We start from the raw sequence: 18,933 nt of genomic DNA, 5'->3' as shown, positions 1-18,933 counted from the left end.
GATGGGGCAGATGATTGGCTATTTCTCTGCAAGATAAAACCCGCTAAAAGAGCAGTCTCTTTCAATATTTTTTTGATAATCGAGGCTGGAAATGCTGCGTTTCGATGACTTGCAGTTGTTTGTCCGGGCGGCGGACCTGGGCAGTCTGTCGGCGGCGGCGCGGGGGATGGACATGTCGGCGGCGGTGGCCAGTGCGGCGTTGAAGCGCATCGAACAGCAACTCGGTGCGCGGTTGCTCGCCCGCTCCACCCGCAGCCTGCGCCTGACCGCCGAGGGCGAGGGGTTTCTCGAATACGCCCGGGCGGCCCTGAGCAACCTCGATGAGGGTCGCCGCTTGCTGGCCAGCGGTCAGGACCAGGTCAGCGGAGTGTTGCAGCTGTCGGCACCGTCGGATTTCGGTCGCAACCTGTTGCTGCCGTGGCTGGACGAGTTCCAGCGCGAGCATCCGAAGCTCACGGTGCGCCTGCTGCTGGGCGACCGCATCGCCGACCTGTTCCGCCAGCCGGTGGACATCGCTCTGCGCTACGGCGAGCCGGAAGACTCAAGCCTGGTGGCGCTGCCCATCGCACCGAACAACCGCCGCGTGCTGTGTGCCGCGCCGAGCTATCTGGCCCGACACGGCGAGCCGCGGCAACTGGAGCAACTGGCGCAGCACAATTGCCTGCTGTTCATGCTTGGCAGCCGGGTTCACGATCACTGGAGTTTTCACGATGGCAAACGCGAAGTCAGCCTGACCGTCAGCGGTGACCGTTTCAGTGACGACGCCGATGTGGTGCGCCTGTGGGCCGTGGCGGGCGCCGGGATCGCCTACAAATCCTGGCTGGATGTTGCCGCCGATGTGTTGGCCGGTCGCTTGAAAGTGCTGATGCCGGAGCTGATCTGTGAGCGCGCACCGCTGAATTTGCTGTGCGCCCATCGCGCACAATTGAGTAAGCCGGTGAACCTTTTGCGGGAAATGCTCGCCAGCCGATGCGCCGGTTTAAGTAGTCAATTTCCGGTATTGGCGGTCACCGATCATTAGTCGCAGGTAAAAAGCGAAATTTCACTCAGGAACTATCACCACCAAGGGTTTTCAGAGGGCAGGAACCGACGGTTAACACGCATATACTAGCGCTCGCCTCAGGTACGCACGGTCGATCTCGCCTTGGCGAGTCCGCGTTCGAGTCGGCCAGGCCCGCAGTCGATCGCCGAGCCTTTGCAAAACCCTCAAGGCAATGGCTTGTGTGAGTGGGTGGCTTTGCCCGGGTTGTCGCGGTTTCCGCGTCTTGGCCGACGACACATTACTGGTCAAGATGTCTCTGAGCAGTAGACGAAACGATTCAACAGGGAGTGAATACATGGAACATGCACCTTGCATCAGCCAGATCGCCACGTTGCTGGCTGACCCAAAGCGCAGCGCAATGATGTGGGCCTTGATGGACGGCTCTGCGCGACAAACCGAAGAGCTGGCCTTGCTGGCCGGCCTGTCACCGTCTTCGGCCAGTGCACACCTGGGGCGTTTGTCCGCCGGAGGTCTGTTGAAAGTCGAAACCCGTGGCCGCAAGCGGTTTTTTCGCCTGGCCGCGCCCGAAGTCGGCGCTGCGATAGAAGCACTGGCCAGTGCGACGATTGCCAGCACGCCCCGGGGCATGCCGGACGTTTTCAAACGCGCCGCACCTCTCTCCAAACCTCAGGCGGCACCTTCGTCGCTGTTGCGCGCACGACTCTGCGACGATCATTTGGGGGGCACTTTGGCCGCCGATCTTTACCAGCGTTTGCTGGATACGGGCTGGATCGAACAGTTCGAGCAGCGGGTGTCGATCACCCACAAGGGCGCCACGCAATTGGCCAAGCGCGGTGTGTACGTCCAGGCGCTGGCGCACAGCACCCGTCGAGCCGCTTGCGCTTGCCCCGACTGGAGCGAAAGACGTCCGCACATGGGCGGTTCACTCGGCGCGGCGTTGCTGCAATTGTTCATGCAGTCCGGTTGGCTGAGTTTGCCGAACGATTCGCGAGCCTTGCACGTCACCGCGACGGGGCAGCGTGAAATCCATCGCTTCGCCAAGGAAACCGAGCTGGAAATGGCGTTGTAGTACACCAATGTGGGAGCGAGACCGGCTTGCCGGCGATGGCGGCGTGTCAGTGGACAAATTCGTGTCTGACACATCGCCATCGCCGGCAAGCCGGTCTCGCTCCCACAGGGGAACTGCGGAGTTTTACGGTTTGACCAACCGCGCATCCAGGCTGTTTTGCGCCAGGCGTTTGGCCTGATCCTGGGTCATGCCCAGATCGGTGTACAGCGCATGGAAGTTCTCGGTCACATACCCGCCGAAGTACGCCGGGTCGTCCGAGTTCACCGTGACTTTCACGCCGCGCTCAAGCATGTCGAGAATGTTGTGCTGGGACATGTGATCGAACACGCAGAGCTTGGTGTTCGACAACGGGCACACGGTCAACGGGATCTGCTCGTCGATGATCCGCTGCATCAGGCGCTCGTCTTCGATGGCGCGTACGCCATGGTCGATGCGCTGGATTTTCAGCAAGTCGAGGGCTTCCCAGATGTACTCGGGCGGGCCTTCTTCACCGGCGTGGGCGACGGTCAGGAAGCCTTCGTGGCGGGCGCGATCAAACACGCGCTGGAACTTGCTCGGCGGGTGACCCATTTCCGAACTGTCCAGGCCGACGGCCACAAACGCATCGCGGAACGGCAGCGCCTGATCGAGGGTTTTCTGTGCTTGTTCTTCGCTCAAGTGACGCAGGAAGCTCAGGATCAAACCGCTGGTGATGCCCAGTTGCTGCTCGCCATCCTTCAGTGCGGCGGCGATGCCGTTGAGCACCACTTCGAACGGGATGCCACGGTCGGTGTGGGTCTGCGGGTCGAAGAACGGTTCGGTGTGAATCACGTTCTGCGCCTTGCAACGCAGCAGGTAGGCCCAGGTCAGGTCGTAGAAATCCTGCGAAGTGCGCAGCACGTCGGCGCCCTGGTAATACAGGTCGAGAAACTCTTGCAGGTTGTTGAAGGCGTACGCCTTGCGCAGGGTTTCGACATCGCTCCACGGCAGGGCGATCTTGTTGCGTTCGGCCAGGGCGAACAGCAACTCGGGCTCCAGCGAGCCCTCCAGGTGCAAGTGCAGTTCTGCCTTGGGCAGGGCGTTCAGCCAATCGTACATTGTTGAAATCTCATCAGGTGCAATGCCGGCATTCTACAGGTGCTGACTGCAACAATTGGTAAAACCTGACCAAGAGGTTCATTACCCCGCCTCTTGCTCTCGCCGATAAGCATAGGTGTCGGCGAAGCGCGAGAGCAGGAATTCGGCGCAGGTGGTGGCCGGGTATTTCGCCGGGTGAAGGGCATCCTGACAACCGGGCAGGCATTCGATGCGCGTGTCGGGGTGCGGCTCGGCGAAGAACGGCATCGAATAACGGTCCACACCCAGCGGGCTTATCACCCGGTGCGGCGTCGACAGATAACGGTCGTTGCTCCAGCGCGCCATCATGTCGCCGAGGTTGACCACGAAAGTGCCTTCGATGGGCGGGGCGTCGATCCAGTCGCCTTGCACGTTACGCACTTGCAGGCCACCGGCCGCGTCCTGATACAGCAGGGTGATGCAGCCGTAATCGGTGTGGGCGCCGGCGCCTTGCTGATCTGCGGAGCTGGCGGTGTGGCGCGGCGGGTAGTGGATCATCCGCAGCACGCTGACCGGTTCATGGAAGCGCGTGTCAAAGAAGTCGCGCTCGATGTTCAGCGCCATCGTCATCGCGCGCAACAGGGTTTGAGCCAGCGCCTGCATGTCGACGTAATGCTGCTCCATCAGCGCTTCCCAACCGGGCATCGAGGGATGACGGTTGGGGCCGCGCAGCGGTTTTTCTGCCAGCACTTGCGGGTGATCGGCCGGCAGGTGCAGGCCCATGTCGAAGGTTTCTTTCAGGTCGCTGGGCTTGTTCGGGTCGAGCTGTTCGGTGGCGATGGCGCCGTAGCCGCGATGGTGTCGGGTCTGGGTGATGTCGATGCTGAGCTTTTCGGCGGCGGGCAGGGCGAAGAAGCGTCGGGCGTGATCAAGCACGGCGTCGATGCGTGCGGCACTGATCGGGTGACCCTTGATGTAGAAAAAGCCCCACTCGCGGCAGGCGCAGTCGATGCGTGTGGCGACGGATTGCCAGGCGGTCTGGTCATCGCTGTAGAGCGGGGCGATGTCGATGATGGGGAGGCTGTTCATACTGCGTTCCTGAGATGGAATGAGCTTTTGTAGGAGCTGGCTTGCCAGCGATGGCGGCGTCCTGTTCAACATTGATGTTGAATTTTATGGCCTCATCGCCGGCAAGCCGGCTCCTACAGGGGGGGGTGTTGGGCTTGAGGGTTACTTCGGTATCTCGGCCTTCATGCCTTCAACGTAGTAATTCATCGAGGCCAGTTCCGCGTTGCTCGCCGTCGCGCCCGCCGCAATTTTCTCCACGCCCGCCTGATCCTTGATCGGCCCGGTAAACGGATGCAGCGCACCGCTCTTGATGTCTGCGATGATCTGTTCGGCCTCGGCTTTCACCGGCGCCGGCACGAGGTCGCTGATCGGTAGTTCAACCGTGCCTTCCTTCAAGCCGCCCCAGTAATCCTGCGACTTCCACGCATGCTCGATCACGCTTTGGGTCGCCTGAATGTAGTGCGGAGCCCAGTCGTTGACGATCGAGGTCAACACCGCTTTCGGCCCGAAGTGCGCCATGTCCGAAGCGTAGCCCACGGCATACACCCCGCGACGCTCGGCGGCCTGGATCGGCGCCGGGCTGTCGGTGTGCTGGAACACCACATCCACGCCTTGATCGATCAACGCGTTGGCGGCGTCGGCTTCCTTGCCCGGGTCGAACCAGGAATTGACCCACACCACTTTGATCTCGGTACCGGGGTTGTATTTGTTCAGGGCCAGTTGAATGGCGTTGATGTCGCGGATCACTTCCGGAATCGGGAACGAGGCGACGTAGCCGATCTTTTTGGTCTTGGTCATTTTCGCCGCGAGGAAGCCGCCGACGTAGCGACCTTCATAGGTGCGCGCCAGGTAGGTGCCGAGGTTCTTGTCCTGCTTGTAGCCGGTGGCGTGCTCGAAGGTCACCTTGGGAAACTGTTTCGCGACTTTCAGGGTCGGGTTCATGTAGCCGAAGGAGGTGGTGAAGATCAGGTCGTAGTTGTCCTTGGCCATGTTGCGGATCACCCGCTCGGCGTCGGCGCCTTCGGCGACGTTTTCCACGTACTGGGTGGTGATCTGCGAGCCGAATTTTTCGGCCAGCGCCTTGCGTCCCTGTTCATGCTGATACGTCCAGCCATGATCACCGATCGGGCCGATGTAGACGAAGCCGACTTTCAGCGGGTCAGCGGCGCTGGCGGTCAGGCTGGCGCTCAGACCGAAGGTTGCAGCGACGGCGCACAGCAGCTTCTTCAACGGACGTTTATGCATGAATTCCCACTCCATTTTGTTTTGAGGTTGGAGGGGGTAATGCAAATTACTGACCAACAGGACAACAAATATCCGAAGCCGTGCGATGGCCTTCGCGGGCAAGCCTCGCTCCTACAGGTCGGCGTTGCTTTTGTAGGAGCGAGGCTTGCCCGCGAAGAGGCCCGCAAGGCCAATAAAGTGCACAGGCCAAACCGGCTGCCATCCACTGGTGCGCTGAGGTGTCACGAAACGCCCGCAGTCAGTCGGTGGTCAACATCACCATTGGGGCTTTAAAAAGCATCGCCGGCAAGCCGGCTCCTACAGTTATCGCGCATAACCTGTAGGAGCCGGCTTGCCGGCGAAGGCGTCCGATCAGACGCCAGCGATCAACTGCCGGGCCGCCTGGCTGTGATCGGCGATCAAGCCTTTGAGATCCAGCCCCTCAACCTGCCCGTCGATCACTCGCCACTTGCCTCCCACCATCACCCGATCCGCCCGATCCGCACCACACAACAGCAATGCCGAAACCGGGTCATGGCTACCGGAAAACCGCAGCTCATCCAGCTTGAACAACGCCAGGTCCGCCTGCTTGCCCACCGCCAGTTCACCGATATCGGTGCGCCCGAGCAAACTCGCCGAACCCTTGGTCGCCCACCCCAATACCAATTCCGGCGTGATCTTCTCGGCGCCATAACGCAGCCGCTGGATGTACAGCGCCTGACGGGTTTCGAGCATCATGTTCGACGCATCGTTGGACGCCGAGCCATCCACGCCGAGGCCCAGCAACGCGCCGGCGGCGGTCAGCTCCAGCGTCGGGCAGATGCCGGACGCGAGGCGCATGTTCGAGCTCGGGCAATGGCAAATGCCAGTGCCGGCCGCGCCGAGGCGGGCGATTTCATCCGGGTTGAAGTGGATGCCATGCGCCAGCCACGTGCGCGGGCCGAGCCAGCCGACGCTGTCCAGATAATCCACGGTGCGCAGGCCGAAGCGTTGCAGGCAGAAGTCTTCTTCGTCGAGGGTTTCCGCCAGGTGCGTGTGCAGGCGCACGTCGAGTTTGTTCGCCAGTTCGGCGCTGGCCGTCATGATTTCCGGGGTCACCGAAAACGGTGAGCACGGCGCCAGGGCGATCTGGATTTGCGCGCCATCGCCACGCTCGTGGTACTCGGCGATCAGGCGCTGACTGTCATCGAGGATCACTTCACCTTCCTGTACGGTCTGCTGCGGGGGCAGGCCACCGTCCTTCTCGCCCAGGCTCATGGAACCGCGCGTCAGCATGGCGCGCATGCCAAGGTCGCGGACGCTTTCGACTTGCACGTCTATGGCGTTTTCCAGGCCTTTCGGGAACAGGTAATGGTGATCGGCTGCGGTGGTGCAGCCGGACAGCAGCAACTCGGCCAGCGCGACTTTCGTGGCAAGGGCGAGTTTTTCAGGGGTGAGGCGTGCCCAGACCGGGTACAGGGTTTTCAGCCAAGGGAACAACGGTTGATTGACCACCGGCGCCCAGGCGCGGGTCAGGGTTTGATAGAAGTGGTGATGGGTGTTGATCAGCCCCGGCAGGATCACATGCTCGCGAGCATCGAATACTTGTCCACAGGGGGCGGACGGTTGCTGGCCGGCGGCGAGCACTTCGACGATCAAGCCGTCTTGCACAACCAGGCCGCCACGGGCATCGAGGCCATTGGCAGTGAAGATCGCGAGGGGGTTTTTTAACCAGGTACGGGTCGCAGGCATGTTGGCCGGCTCCTCTGAAAGTTGGGTTCAGGTTAGCCAGCTCAGTGATTACCCTGTCTGCTGATCCAGGGTCGCCGCGAGGACGAGGTACGCAGTGTCAAACAAAACCCAGTTGCAGGCAAGTCCGGCCAGACGACTGAACCTCGTGTGGAACGCGCACCTGTGGGAGCGAGCCTGCTCGCGATGGTGGGTCAGCTGCATCGGCGTAGACTGACACTCCATCGCGAGCAGGCTCGCTCCCACAGTGGATTGACGGCGTTTACCAGGGAATGTTTTCACCCCTGTAGTTCACGAAGTGGTGCCCGCCCTTGCCGGTGTAAGCATTCACCTGATCCACCAACCCGCGCACACTGGTTTCCACGTCGATATCGGCGCCTTCACCGCCCATGTCGGTTTTCACCCAGCCCGGATGCAGCGACAGCACCGTCAGTTTCTGATCGCCCAATTGCGTCACAAAGCTGTTGGTCATCGAGTTCAATGCCGCCTTGCTCGCCTTGTACAACGCCAGTTCCGGCGCGTCCGGCATGGTCACGCTGCCGAGCACCGAACTCATGAACGCCAGCACGCCGCTGTCCGGGCGAATCTGCCCGACAAAACGTTGTGCCAGGTTGATCGGCGCCACCGCATTGGTGAAGAACAACTGACCCACTTCAGCCAGCGTCGCACCGCCCGGCGTCTGCACGTCAGGGCCTTTTACCCCGGCATTCACGAACAACAGATCAAACACTTCGCCCTTGAGTTGCTGACTCAGGGCAATGACGGCCTGCTGATCATCCATGTCGAGTTTTTCGATCCGCACCTTGCCCAGCGCCTGCAAGGCGTCGGCGTTCTGCGGGTTGCGCACGGTGGCGGTGACTTGCCAGCCGTCGGCCAGCAGGGTTTTCACCAGACCGAGGCCCAGGCCCCGGGAGGCGCCGATGATGAGTGCGGTTTTTGCCGTGGACATGTGTGGCTTCCTTGATGAATGAGGATCACGGATTTAATGGACAACGTTGCCCGAGCCGTTGCTGCAACTCGTTGCGCAACGCGCCGAGTTCGTCCATTCGGGTTTCGATCAGTTTGAGTTTGTCTTGCAGCAATTGCGTGACGGCGCTGTCCGGATCGGGCGACCGCCACAACGCGGCGACGCTGTTGCCGATCTCGCCGAGGGTAAAGCCCAGCCGTTGAGCGGTCTTGATGTAGAGCACCAGTTGCACCATGTCATCCGGATATTCGCGATAACCGTTGGCGCTGCGTTGCGCCGCGATCAATCCGCGCTGCTCGTAGAAGCGCAGCGTGTCGCGGCTGACGGCGCTGGCCTGGGCTAATTCACCGATGCGCATGTTGATGTCTCGAGAGGGCTTGACCCTGGAGCATACTCCAGGCTTTAGGCTTGTTGCTCCCTGAATTTATGGAGCAGTGCCGATGTGGACTTCAACGCAATATCGCCGCGTGGTGCGGGGCAGCGCCTGGTATGACTTGATCGTGACGGCGGCGTTTGTCACGCCGTGGAGTTTTACTGCGTTGCATGGGTTGTTGGCGGGTTTGAGTCAGGCTTTGAATTTGCCCGGCGAACTGCCGGCGTTTGAGCCGATGCACATGTTGATGGCGAACCTGTTGGGCTCGATCGTGTGCGTGTGGTCGGTGCTGCGGATTCGTGATCCGCAGCAGGTTTATGGCCGGTATGACGCGGTGGGCAGATTCCTGTTCTCTACTTGGCAGCTCTATGCCTTGCTCCATGGCGCCAGTTCGCTGTTGGTGATTTTTCTGGTTTTTGAATTGGCGTGGGGCGTGGCTCAGGTGTTGCCAGTGCGGACGCCTTCGCGGGCAAGCCACGCTCCTACAGGATTTGCATAACACCCGTAGGAGCGAGGCTTGCCCGCGAAGGGGCCGGAGCAGACAACCCCTAATGCCCACCCTGCCAAGGCTGCCCCAACGACACCGGCGCATACAACCGTGTGCGCACGGCATCCCGCGACAGCAGCACCAACACCACAATCGTCGCGACATACGGCAGCATCGCCAGCAGACTCGACGGGATCGCCAGCCCCAACCCCTGCGCCACCAGGTGCAGGATGCTGGCGAGCCCGAACAGATACGCCCCCAGCAGCAATCGCCACACCCGCCAACTGGCAAACACCACCAGCGCCAGGGCAATCCAGCCGCGACCGGCGCTCATGTTCTCCGCCCACATCGGCGTGTAGGCCAGCGACAGATACGCCCCGGCCAAACCCGCCATCGCGCCGCCGAACAGCACCGCCAGCGTCCGTACGCCCAACACCGGCAAGCCCATCGCACTGGCCGCATCCGGGTTTTCGCCGACGGCCTGAATGATCAGCCCGACACGACTTTTCACAATCACCCACGCCACCAGCGCAAACAACGCGAACGACAGATACACCAGCAGATCCTGTGCAAACAGCATCCGCCCGATCAGCGGGATCTCGCTCAGTAAAGGGATCGCCACCGGCTCAAAACCCGCCAGCGGTTTACCGACCCACGCCGCACCGACAAAGGTCGACAGGCCCACACCAAAGATCGTCAGCGCCAACCCGGTGGCCACCTGATTGGCGTTGAACACCAGCGCCACCAACGCAAACAGCGACGACAGCAACATTCCGGCGAGCATCGCCAGCAACACGCCCAGCCACAGGTTGCCGCTGTTCAGCGCGACGATAAAACCGATCACCGCGCCAAACAGCATCATGCCTTCCTGGCCGAGGTTGAGGACGCCGCTCTTCTCACAGATCAATTCACCCAGCGCCACCAACAGCAACGGCGTGCCGCAGCGCACCATGGCGTAGAAAATATTGCTCAACAGATCGATATCCATCACAGCGCTCCTGCTTGTACGACGGTGGCTGATGCACGACGCGTCCAGCGCAAATGCAAACGCGGTCGGTAGAGAATCAGCACGTCACTGGCCAGCAGGAAAAACAGCATCATGCCCTGGAACAATTGCGTGATCGCTTGCGGCAGATTCATGCTCATCTGCGCGTTCTCGCCACCGATGTACAGCAATGCCATCAACAGGCTGGAAAACAGAATGCCGATCGGATTGAGCCGCCCGAGAAATGCCACGGTGATCGCGGCGTAGCCATAGCCGGGCGAGACTTGCGGCACCAACTGACCAATCGGCCCGGTGACTTCACACACGCCGGCCAGCCCCGCCAATCCGCCGCTGACCAACAGCGCCAGCCAGATCAGCCGTTTCTCGCGGAACCCGACAAAACCCGCCGCACGCTTGTCCAGCCCGAGCACTTTGATCTGGAACCCGACAAAGCTTTTCTGCAGCAACACCCACACCGTCACCAACGCGAGCAGGGCAAAATAAACGCCGGCATGCACCCGACCGTCCTCCATCAACAACGGCAAACGGCTGGCATCGCCGAACATCGCCGACTCCGGAAAGTTGAACCCGGCCGGATCCTTCAGTGGCCCGTGCACACAGAACAGCAGCAGGTTCAGGGCAATGTAATTGAGCATGATGCTGGTGAGGATTTCATTGGCGTTGAAGCGCGTGCGCAGCCACGCCGTCAGCCCGGCCCACGCCGCGCCGGCCAGCGTGCCGACGAGCAGGATCAACACCAATGCCCAGCGACTTTGCAGACCGATGATGTTCACCGCCAACGCACTGCCGGCCAGCGCGCCGAGCAGCAACTGGCCTTCGGCGCCGATGTTCCAGATCCGCGCCTGATACGCCACGGCCAGACCCAAGGCGCAGAGCAGAATCGGCAACGCCTTGACCAACAATTCGGAGACGCCATACAAGTCGCTGACCGGGGCGATCAGTAAGGTGTGCAAGGTCAGCAACGGGTCATGGCCTAGCGCGAGAAACAGCAGCGAGCCGCAGGCCAATGTCAGGGCCGCCGCCAGTAACGGCGAGCACCACAGCATCAAGCGCGATTGCTGGCCACGGGGTTCGAGGGAAAGCAGCATGTGAAACTCCGTTAAACCGTTGCGGGGGCAAGTGATTGAGGGGCGTCGAACTGGCCGGCCATCCAGCCGCCGACGTCGATCAGTCGGGTGTCGACGGTCGCCCTGAGCGGCGACAAGCGTCCGCTGCACAAGGCGCCGAGGCGGTCGCTGATCTGGAACAGTTCGTCGAGGTCTTCGGAGATCACCAGGATCGCTGCGCCGGCATCGCGCAAGGCAATCAGCGCTCGGTGAATGGTCGCGGCGGCGCCGACGTCCACGCCCCAGGTCGGGTGTGCGGCCACCAGCAGTTTCGGTTGCTGAAGAATCTCCCGACCGAGGATGAATTTCTGCAAGTTGCCACCGGACAGACTGCGGGCCGGCGTTTGCGCATCGGGTGTCTTGACGCCAAAGCGGCGGATGATTTCTTCGGCCAGTGCTTTGACCTTGGTCCGCCGAACCAGCCCGTTGCGCACCAGGCCTTGTTGAAAGGCGCTGAGCAGGGCGTTGTCGGCCAGGCTCAATTCCGGCACCGCACCGTGCCCCAACCGTTCGGCAGGGACGAAGGCCAAGCCGAGTTTTCGGCGGGCATCCGGCGGCAAATGAGCCACCGCTTGCCCGCCAAAACGCAGGGTTGCACCGTCATTGCGGTGCAGGCGTTGTTCGCCACTGAGCAGCGCCAGCAGCTCATCCTGGCCATTGCCTGCCACCCCGGCGATGCCGACGATTTCGCCACGGCGTACGTGCAGGTCGATGTCCTTCAGCGAGCAGCCAAACGGATCGGGGTTGTGCCACGACAATGCGCTCACGTTCAAAAATGCATCACCGCCCACGACCTTCGGATAATCGGTGATCAGATCGGCCGCTTCCCCGACCATCAACTTCGCCAGTTGCTGATCCGAGCACTGCGCCGGCACGCAATGCCCGGCCACACGACCGCCGCGCAGCACCGTGGCGCTGTGGCACAACGCGCGCACTTCACCGAGCTTGTGGCTGATAAACAGGATGCTGCAGCCCTCGGCCGCGAGCCGGCGCAGGGTGACGAACAATTCGTCGGCCTCTTGCGGGGTCAGCACCGAGGTCGGTTCATCGAGAATCAGGAGGCGGATGTCCTGCATCAGGCACCGAATGATTTCCACCCGCTGGCGTTCGCCTATCGACAGGCTGTGGACCAGTCGCTCCGGTTCCAATGCCATGCCGTAGCGCCGGGACACTTCGCGAATTTTTGGCTCAAGTTGTTTCGGTGTACCGGCGGCCGCGCCCATCGCCAGCGCAATGTTTTGCGCCACGCTGAGGGTTTCGAACAACGAGAAGTGCTGGAACACCATGCCGATTCCCAAACCGCGAGCCTGAGCCGGGTTGCGCATGGTCACGTGCTGGCCTTGCCAGATCACTTCGCCAGAATCAGCGTGGGTGACGCCGTAGATGATTTTCATCAGCGTACTTTTGCCCGCACCGTTTTCGCCGAGCAGCGCATGGATTTCGCCGGGCGCAATGCTCAGGTCGATGGCATCGTTGGCCAGGCAACCCGGGTAGCGTTTGCTGATTCTGCGCAGTTGCAGGCGAGGCGTTTGGTCGGGGATCGGCACGGGGTTGGGCATGACAGGCTCGGGTCGATGGAGTTGTGCCTGTGGATAAAGCAATTTCCTGGCCATTGAGTCAGGAAAATTGAAAATGCTTGCCGGCCAAGGCATCGGGCGCGCCGCTTCGCCACATTTCGATCCCGACGCAGCACCACATAAGGGCGAAGCAGTAGATCAGGCTCCGGTTTTGCGCAGGCCGATTTGGTCAAAAAACGAGCAACCCTTTGCAAGCCATGCCGGATATGGGGTCGCGCCAGCCATGAACGGGTTATCCACAGATTGCTCCACAGTATTTGTGCGCAAGCGCAAAGCTCGGGCATAAGCACTGAGCGGCTTTCTTCTAAAGGCGATAAACCACGCTAACTGATTGTTTTTACGTGGATTTAGTCTTTTTGAAGGCGTATTGGACAAAAAGTGAGCAATGCCCGCAAAGCCGCATGACAGAAGGGTTACAGCGGTATGTGCTCAGGTTATCCACAGCCGGGTGCACAGTAGATGTGGGCAAATACACGGGATCGATGGAAGGGCGTTGAGCGTTGTTGGTGCGCTCAGCGCTGCAACAGAATGCGCCCGCGACTCAAATCGGCCAGTTGCGTTTGCAGGGTGTTGATCTGCGCTTCGCCCATCGCCAATTTCAGCTCCACACCGTTGGCCGTGAACGTTTCCTCCACGACCAACCCGCCAAGTTCGGCCACCCGCAGTTTCACCAGCGTCAGTTCGCCAAACCCGCAGGCGCAACTCAGCGGTACGCGGCTGATCAGCTCAATTTTCGGTGCCGCTTGCAGGCACTTGTTCGCGCCGCCGCCATACGCCCGGGCGAGGCCGCCGGTGCCGAGTTGAATGCCGCCATACCAGCGGATCACCAGCACCGCGACCTGGTCGCAATCCTGTGCATCGATGGCCGCCAGAATCGGGCGCCCGGCGGTGCCGCCAGGCTCTCCGTCATCGGTGCTGCGGTATTGGGCACCGAGTTTCCACGCCCAGCAATTGTGCGTGGCGTTCAGATCGCTGTGCTGCTCGATGAACACCTGGGCTTCAGCAGGGCTGCTGATCGGTGCGGCGAAGGTGATGAAGCGGCTTTTGCGAATCTCTTCGCGGTATTCGCAAAAGTCGCTGAGGGTAAAAGGCATAAGAGTCTTAAATGGCTGGAGTCAGGCCGCAGCCTTTGAGAATGATGCGGATCAGGTTGTCGCCGGCGTCTTCCATGTCTTGCTTGGTCAACTTGGTGCGGCCGCTGACCCGGCAAATCTGCGTGGCAAAGTCGGCGTAATGCTGGGTGCTGCCCCACAACAGAAAGATCAGGTTGACCGGGTCGACCGGGTCCATTTTGCCAGCGTCGATCCACGCTTGAAACACCGCCGCCCGGCCCTGGAACCAGGCGCGGTAATCCTGGTTGAAATATTCGGTCAGGCACTCACCGCCGCTGATCACTTCCATGGCGAAGACTCGCGAGGCTTGCGGCTGGCGGCGGGAGAATTCCATCTTGGCGCGAATGTAGCGCGTCAGCGCTTCGGCCGGATCGTCCTCGGCGGTGAGGGTGTTGAAGGTGCTGTCCCACAACTGAAGGATGTTGCTCAACACCGCCACGTACAACCCCAGCTTATTGGTGAAGTAGTAATGCAGGTTCGCCTTGGGCAACCCGGCATTCAGGGCGATGGTGTTCATGCTCGTGCCTTTGAACCCGTGACGGGCGAACTCGTCTTCGGCGGCTTTGATGATGGTCTCTTCGTTCTTCTGACGAATGCGGCTGGCAGGTTTGCCGCCGTGAGCGGGGACTTCAAAGGTCATAGGCACTTCCGAACAGGTGGGTGGGTGCAACCAATGCGTTGATAGCGCAACCACAGGCTCCAGACAAGTCCCGACACGATAAAACCTGACCACCAAAATCCCTGTGGGAGCGAGCCTGCTCGCGATGGCGGCTTAACATTCAGCATTGATGGTGGCTGAACTGACGCCATCGCGAGCAGGCTCGCTCCCACAGTTTCTTCGGTTGTTCAACGGGTCGCGGCCAGGCTTTCGAGGAAGCTTTCCAGCACCAGATGCGGGCGACGTCCCTTGCGTGTCACCGATGCAAGGCTCAAGTCATAAAACCGTGCTGTCGGTTTCAGCGCACGCAAGCGCCCTTGCTGCACCCAGAGGCTGGCGTAGTGGTCCGGCAGGTAACCGATGTAGCGCCCGGTGAGAATCAGAAACGCCATGCCTTCGCGGTCTGACGCACTGGCGGTGCAATTGAGTGCCTGGTAATGCGCCTGAATCTCGGCCGGCAAGCGGAAGGTCGGGGCGATGGCGTCCTGACTGTTGAGGCGCTCATCGTCCAGTTGTTTGTCGTCGACATAAAACAACGGATGACCAACCGCGCAATACAGCAGCGAACGTTCGCTGTAGAGCGGCTGATATTCCAGCCCCGACAGGGCGCTTGCCTGCGGCACTACGCCGACATGCAAGCGGCCGTCGAGCACGCCTTGCTCGACTTCATTGGGCGCGATCATGCGGATCTGAATCTGCACGTCCGGCCCGCGCTCCTTCAATTGCGCCAACGCGTGAGTGATGCGCATGTGGGGCAGGGTGACCAGGTTGTCGGTCAGGCCGATGGTCAATTCGCCGCGCAGGTGTTGGTGCAGGCCGTTGACCTCGGTGCGGAAACTTTCCAGCGCACTCAATAGCTGCAATGCCGATTGATACACCTCGCGGCCTTCTTCGGTCAGGGAAAACCCGGCGCGACCTCGTTGGCATAGGCGCAGGCCGAGGCGCTGTTCCAGGTCGCTCATCTGCTGGCTGATCGCCGAGCGGCCGATCCCGAGCACCGACTCCGCCGCCGAGAAACCGCCGCATTCCACCACGCTGCGAAAAATCCGCAGCAAGCGGATATCAAAGTCGCTGACTTGTGCCAGCGGATCGGGGCGTCGAGTGCTCATAGTTTAGCGCTGGCCTGACTGAACGTTAGAAAAGTTGGATTTCACCGACTTTATCCCCGTGGCAATTTAGCTGCAAGAACGCTTTTCATCTCCACGCCGCTTATTGCCTTGCGAGGTTTTGCCCATGAACTTGCCTGAAAACGCCCCGAACTCCCTGGCCAGCCAGCTCAAGCTCGATGCTCACTGGATGCCCTACACCGCCAACCGAAATTTCCAGCGCGATCCGCGACTGATCGTGGCGGCTGAAGGCAGTTGGCTGACGGACGACAAGGGTCGCAAGGTCTACGATTCGCTGTCCGGTCTGTGGACCTGCGGCGCCGGGCACACCCGCAAGGAAATCCAGGACGCGGTTGCCAAGCAACTGGGCACGCTCGATTACTCGCCGGGCTTCCAGTACGGTCATCCGCTGTCGTTCCAACTGGCGGAGAAAATCACTGACCTGACGCCGGGCAATCTGAATCACGTGTTCTTCACCGACTCGGGTTCCGAGTGCGCTGACACTGCGGTGAAGATGGTCCGCGCTTACTGGCGTCTGAAAGGCCAGGCGACCAAAACCAAAATGATCGGCCGCGCCCGTGGTTACCATGGTGTGAACATCGCCGGCACCAGCCTCGGCGGCGTCAACGGCAACCGCAAAATCTTCGGTCAGGCGATGATGGACGTCGATCACCTGCCGCACACCTTGCTGGCGAGCAATGCTTACTCGCGCGGCATGCCAAAAGAGGGCGGTATCGCTCTGGCCGATGAGTTGCTCAAACTGATCGAGCTGCATGACGCTTCGAATATCGCCGCTGTATTCGTCGAGCCAATGGCCGGTTCCGCTGGCGTGCTGGTTCCGCCTGAAGGCTACCTCAAGCGTCTGCGCGAGATCTGCGATCAGCACAACATCCTGCTGGTGTTCGACGAAGTGATCACCGGTTTCGGCCGTACCGGTTCGATGTTCGGTGCTGACAGCTTCGGCGTGACCCCGGACCTGATGTGCATCGCCAAGCAAGTCACCAACGGTGCGATCCCGATGGGCGCAGTGATTGCCAGCTCCGAGATCTACCAGACCTTCATGAACCAGGCGACGCCTGAGTACGCCGTGGAATTCCCGCACGGCTACACCTATTCCGCGCACCCGGTGGCTTGCGCTGCTGGTCTTGCCGCACTCGACCTGCTGCAGAAGGAAAACCTGGTGCAGAGCGTGGCCGACGTCGCACCGCATTTCGAAAATGCACTGCACGGCCTGAAGGGCTCGAAAAACATCATCGACATTCGTAACTACGGGCTGGCCGGTGCTATCCAGATCGCGCCTCGTGACGGCGATGCCATCGTGCGTCCGTTCGAAGCGGGCATGGCACTGTGGAAAGCCGGGTTCTACGTGCGCTTCGGCGGCGACACCCTGCAGTTCGGCCCAACCTTCAACAGCAAGCCGCAAGACCTTGATCGTCTGTTTGACGCGGTCGGCGAAGTGCTGAACAAAATCGACTGATTTCCCCTTCTATATAGAGGCGCCCGTTGACGGGCGCCTGTGGACAACTTTTCTGGAGCCCCGCATGAGCCTTATCCCGCATTTGATCAACGGTGAACTGGTGACCGAAGACGGTCGCACGGCCGACGTGTTCAACCCGTCTACTGGCCAGGCGATTCACAAACTGCCATTGGCCAGCCGCGAAACCATCCAGAAAGCCATCGACTCGGCCAAGGCTGCGTTCCCGGCCTGGCGCAATACTCCGCCGGCCAAACGTGCGCAGGTAATGTTCCGCTTCAAGCAACTGCTGGAACAGAACGAAGCACGTATCGCCCAACTGATCAGCGAAGAACACGGCAAGACGCTGGAAGATGCTGCCGGTGAATTGAAGCGCGGTATCGAGAACGTCGAGTTCGCGTGTGCGGCACCGGAAATCCTCAAGGGTGAATACAGCCGTAACGTCGGCCCGAACATTGATGCCTGGTCGGACTTCCAGCCATTGGGCGTGGTCGCCGGTATTACTCCGTTCAACTTCCCGGCGATGGTGCCGCTGTGGATGTATCCGCTGGCAATCGTCTGCGGCAACTGCTTCATCCTCAAACCTTCCGAGCGTGATCCAAGCTCGACGCTGTTGATCGCTCAGTTGTTGCTGGAAGCCGGTCTGCCGAAAGGCGTGTTGAGCGTGGTGCATGGTGACAAGGCTGCAGTGGACGCGCTGATCGAAGCGCCGGAAGTCAAAGCGTTGAGCTTTGTCGGTTCGACGCCGATTGCCGAATACATCTACGCCGAAGGCACCAAGCGCGGCAAACGCGTTCAGGCACTGGGCGGCGCGAAGAACCACGCGGTGCTGATGCCGGATGCGGATCTGGATAACGCCGTCAGCGCTCTGATGGGTGCGGCGTACGGTTCTTGCGGCGAGCGTTGCATGGCGATTTCGGTAGCCGTGTGTGTTGGCGACCAGGTGGCCGATGCGTTGGTGGCCAAGCTGACTCCGCAGATCAAGGCATTGAAGATTGGCGCAGGTACCACTTGTGGTCTGGACATGGGGCCGTTGGTTACCGGTCAGGCTCGTGACAAAGTCAGTGGCTATGTAGAAGACGGCGTTGCCTCCGGTGCAACCCTGGTCGTGGATGGTCGTGGTCTGAGCGTCGCCGGTCATGAAGAAGGTTTCTTCCTGGGCGGTTGCTTGTTCGATAACGTCACGCCAGAGATGCGTATCTATAAAGAAGAGATCTTTGGGCCAGTGCTGTGCGTTGTCCGGGTGAACAGCCTGGAAGAGGCGATGCAACTGATCAACGATCACGAGTATGGCAACGGCACCTGCATCTTTACCCGTGATGGCGAGGCGGCGCGGTTGTTCTGCGATGAGATCGAAGTCGGCATGGTTGGCGTCAACGTGCCGTTGCCGGTGCCGGTGGCTTATCACAGCTTTGGCGGCTGGAAGCGTTCGCTGTTCGGCGATCTGCATGCGTATGGCCCGGATGGCGTGCGCTTCTACACCCGTCGCAAGGCCATTACTCAGCGCTGGCCACAGCGTGCGAGCCATGAAGCATCGCAATTCGCATTCCCTAGCTTGTAAGTAGAAGGGAAGAAGGCCGAGCCCCTTGGGGCTCGGTCTTCGTGTTTTCGGGCTTTTTTGACCCGTATGACAGAAATGTGAAAATAGGTGTTGACGGCAGATTCTGGAAGTCTATAATTCGCCCCACTTCCGGCGCAGTCGAAACGGAAAACTCCTTGGTAAACAAAGAGTTACGCAGTTTTCGGCAGTGAGTTGCTTCAGGTCATCGAAGCCCAGAAGGAGTTGAAAGAGCGGTGTTGTGTGGCTCTTTTAACGGTTCGATCTTCTCGGTCGAAAGCGGAGAAAAAGAGGTGTTGACAGCAGCGAGTAACGCTGTAGAATTCGCCTCCCGCTAACGAGAGATCGGAAGCGCAAGTGGTTGAAGTTGCAAAGGAAACTT

General features: G+C 60.6%; 17 protein-coding genes. 5 read left to right on the top strand and 12 right to left on the bottom strand.

Annotated features, from left to right (window positions below):
- Positions 1–91: 91 nt before the first annotated feature.
- Positions 92–1,021 carry a LysR family transcriptional regulator gene (locus IB246_RS08090; RefSeq protein WP_008038763.1) on the top strand — a complete coding sequence of 310 codons (930 nt, stop codon included), beginning with the start codon at positions 92–94 and terminating at the stop codon, positions 1,019–1,021.
- Between the two features lie 316 nt (positions 1,022–1,337).
- Positions 1,338–2,072, top strand: coding sequence for an ArsR/SmtB family transcription factor (locus IB246_RS08085; protein ID WP_008038764.1), 735 nt, complete (start codon positions 1,338–1,340; stop codon positions 2,070–2,072).
- 123 nt (positions 2,073–2,195) lie between these two features.
- Here IB246_RS08085 and IB246_RS08080 read toward each other — a convergent pair whose 3' ends face one another.
- The 6 genes from IB246_RS08080 to IB246_RS08055 form a co-directional block, all read right to left on the bottom strand.
- Positions 2,196–3,149, bottom strand: a complete 954-nt coding sequence (locus IB246_RS08080) for an adenosine deaminase (protein WP_008031333.1) — start codon at positions 3,147–3,149, stop codon at positions 2,196–2,198.
- An 81-nt stretch (positions 3,150–3,230) separates the two neighbouring features.
- Entirely contained in the window at positions 3,231–4,196 is a 966-nt protein-coding gene (locus IB246_RS08075) for an isopenicillin N synthase family dioxygenase (RefSeq protein ID WP_008038765.1), read from the bottom strand.
- Between the two features lie 141 nt (positions 4,197–4,337).
- Positions 4,338–5,420 carry a BMP family ABC transporter substrate-binding protein gene (locus IB246_RS08070; protein WP_008038766.1) on the bottom strand — a complete coding sequence of 361 codons (1,083 nt, stop codon included), beginning with the start codon at positions 5,418–5,420 and terminating at the stop codon, positions 4,338–4,340.
- A gap of 351 nt (positions 5,421–5,771) precedes the next feature.
- Positions 5,772–7,130: an 8-oxoguanine deaminase gene (locus IB246_RS08065; protein WP_008038767.1), complete on the bottom strand. Its 1,359-nt coding sequence runs from the start codon at positions 7,128–7,130 to the stop codon at positions 5,772–5,774.
- Positions 7,131–7,389: 259 nt separating this feature from the next.
- Positions 7,390–8,076 carry an SDR family oxidoreductase gene (locus IB246_RS08060; protein WP_008038768.1) on the bottom strand — a complete coding sequence of 229 codons (687 nt, stop codon included), beginning with the start codon at positions 8,074–8,076 and terminating at the stop codon, positions 7,390–7,392.
- A 25-nt stretch (positions 8,077–8,101) separates the two neighbouring features.
- Positions 8,102–8,452 carry a MerR family transcriptional regulator gene (locus IB246_RS08055; RefSeq protein ID WP_008038769.1) on the bottom strand — a complete coding sequence of 117 codons (351 nt, stop codon included), beginning with the start codon at positions 8,450–8,452 and terminating at the stop codon, positions 8,102–8,104.
- An 82-nt stretch (positions 8,453–8,534) separates the two neighbouring features.
- On the opposite strand from IB246_RS08055, the gene IB246_RS08050 reads away from it, so the two are divergent.
- Positions 8,535–8,966 carry a hypothetical protein gene (locus IB246_RS08050; RefSeq protein ID WP_008038770.1) on the top strand — a complete coding sequence of 144 codons (432 nt, stop codon included), beginning with the start codon at positions 8,535–8,537 and terminating at the stop codon, positions 8,964–8,966.
- Between the two features lie 49 nt (positions 8,967–9,015).
- Here the strand turns inward: IB246_RS08050 and IB246_RS08045 are convergent, their stop codons facing one another.
- The 6 genes from IB246_RS08045 to IB246_RS08020 form a co-directional block, all read right to left on the bottom strand.
- Positions 9,016–9,942: an ABC transporter permease gene (locus tag IB246_RS08045; RefSeq protein WP_008031350.1), complete on the bottom strand. Its 927-nt coding sequence runs from the start codon at positions 9,940–9,942 to the stop codon at positions 9,016–9,018.
- Positions 9,942–11,048: an ABC transporter permease gene (locus IB246_RS08040; RefSeq protein WP_008038771.1), complete on the bottom strand. Its 1,107-nt coding sequence runs from the start codon at positions 11,046–11,048 to the stop codon at positions 9,942–9,944. The genes IB246_RS08045 and IB246_RS08040 overlap by 1 nt, the downstream gene beginning before the upstream one ends.
- A gap of 11 nt (positions 11,049–11,059) precedes the next feature.
- Positions 11,060–12,625: an ABC transporter ATP-binding protein gene (locus IB246_RS08035; protein ID WP_008038772.1), complete on the bottom strand. Its 1,566-nt coding sequence runs from the start codon at positions 12,623–12,625 to the stop codon at positions 11,060–11,062.
- A 530-nt stretch (positions 12,626–13,155) separates the two neighbouring features.
- Positions 13,156–13,737 carry an IMPACT family protein gene (locus IB246_RS08030; protein ID WP_008038774.1) on the bottom strand — a complete coding sequence of 194 codons (582 nt, stop codon included), beginning with the start codon at positions 13,735–13,737 and terminating at the stop codon, positions 13,156–13,158.
- 7 nt (positions 13,738–13,744) lie between these two features.
- Entirely contained in the window at positions 13,745–14,395 is a 651-nt protein-coding gene (locus tag IB246_RS08025; RefSeq protein WP_008031358.1) for a TetR/AcrR family transcriptional regulator, read from the bottom strand.
- 206 nt (positions 14,396–14,601) lie between these two features.
- Positions 14,602–15,522, bottom strand: a complete 921-nt coding sequence (locus IB246_RS08020) for a LysR family transcriptional regulator (protein ID WP_008031360.1) — start codon at positions 15,520–15,522, stop codon at positions 14,602–14,604.
- 124 nt (positions 15,523–15,646) lie between these two features.
- Between IB246_RS08020 and IB246_RS08015 the strand changes: the two genes are divergently transcribed.
- Both IB246_RS08015 and IB246_RS08010 read left to right on the top strand, forming a co-directional pair.
- Positions 15,647–16,996 (top strand): aspartate aminotransferase family protein, encoded by a 1,350-nt coding sequence (locus IB246_RS08015; protein ID WP_008031362.1) that lies wholly within the window; start codon positions 15,647–15,649, stop codon positions 16,994–16,996.
- A 64-nt stretch (positions 16,997–17,060) separates the two neighbouring features.
- Positions 17,061–18,554 carry a CoA-acylating methylmalonate-semialdehyde dehydrogenase gene (locus IB246_RS08010; RefSeq protein ID WP_008031364.1) on the top strand — a complete coding sequence of 498 codons (1,494 nt, stop codon included), beginning with the start codon at positions 17,061–17,063 and terminating at the stop codon, positions 18,552–18,554.
- Positions 18,555–18,933: the final 379 nt, after the last annotated feature.

Source organism: Pseudomonas sp. PDM01 (genome assembly GCF_014852325.1).
Classification (GTDB): domain Bacteria; phylum Pseudomonadota; class Gammaproteobacteria; order Pseudomonadales; family Pseudomonadaceae; genus Aquipseudomonas; species Aquipseudomonas migulae.
The sequence above is the reverse complement of the archived record's forward strand: the minus strand, read 5'-3'. Positions and strand labels throughout refer to the sequence as shown.

Excerpts from the sequence above, each read along its gene's own strand:
- IB246_RS08090 (WP_008038763.1), top strand. The coding sequence starts at position 92 with ATGCTGCGTTTCGATGACTTGCAGTTGTTTGTCCGGGCGGCGGACCTG.
- IB246_RS08085 (WP_008038764.1), top strand. The coding sequence starts at position 1,338 with ATGGAACATGCACCTTGCATCAGCCAGATCGCCACGTTGCTGGCTGAC.
- IB246_RS08080 (WP_008031333.1), bottom strand. The coding sequence starts at position 3,149 with ATGTACGATTGGCTGAACGCCCTGCCCAAGGCAGAACTGCACTTGCAC.
- IB246_RS08075 (WP_008038765.1), bottom strand. The coding sequence starts at position 4,196 with ATGAACAGCCTCCCCATCATCGACATCGCCCCGCTCTACAGCGATGAC.
- IB246_RS08070 (WP_008038766.1), bottom strand. The coding sequence starts at position 5,420 with ATGCATAAACGTCCGTTGAAGAAGCTGCTGTGCGCCGTCGCTGCAACC.
- IB246_RS08065 (WP_008038767.1), bottom strand. The coding sequence starts at position 7,130 with ATGCCTGCGACCCGTACCTGGTTAAAAAACCCCCTCGCGATCTTCACT.
- IB246_RS08060 (WP_008038768.1), bottom strand. The coding sequence starts at position 8,076 with ATGTCCACGGCAAAAACCGCACTCATCATCGGCGCCTCCCGGGGCCTG.
- IB246_RS08055 (WP_008038769.1), bottom strand. The coding sequence starts at position 8,452 with ATGCGCATCGGTGAATTAGCCCAGGCCAGCGCCGTCAGCCGCGACACG.
- IB246_RS08050 (WP_008038770.1), top strand. The coding sequence starts at position 8,535 with ATGTGGACTTCAACGCAATATCGCCGCGTGGTGCGGGGCAGCGCCTGG.
- IB246_RS08045 (WP_008031350.1), bottom strand. The coding sequence starts at position 9,942 with ATGGATATCGATCTGTTGAGCAATATTTTCTACGCCATGGTGCGCTGC.
- IB246_RS08040 (WP_008038771.1), bottom strand. The coding sequence starts at position 11,048 with ATGCTGCTTTCCCTCGAACCCCGTGGCCAGCAATCGCGCTTGATGCTG.
- IB246_RS08035 (WP_008038772.1), bottom strand. The coding sequence starts at position 12,625 with ATGCCCAACCCCGTGCCGATCCCCGACCAAACGCCTCGCCTGCAACTG.
- IB246_RS08030 (WP_008038774.1), bottom strand. The coding sequence starts at position 13,737 with ATGCCTTTTACCCTCAGCGACTTTTGCGAATACCGCGAAGAGATTCGC.
- IB246_RS08025 (WP_008031358.1), bottom strand. The coding sequence starts at position 14,395 with ATGACCTTTGAAGTCCCCGCTCACGGCGGCAAACCTGCCAGCCGCATT.
- IB246_RS08020 (WP_008031360.1), bottom strand. The coding sequence starts at position 15,522 with ATGAGCACTCGACGCCCCGATCCGCTGGCACAAGTCAGCGACTTTGAT.
- IB246_RS08015 (WP_008031362.1), top strand. The coding sequence starts at position 15,647 with ATGAACTTGCCTGAAAACGCCCCGAACTCCCTGGCCAGCCAGCTCAAG.
- IB246_RS08010 (WP_008031364.1), top strand. The coding sequence starts at position 17,061 with ATGAGCCTTATCCCGCATTTGATCAACGGTGAACTGGTGACCGAAGAC.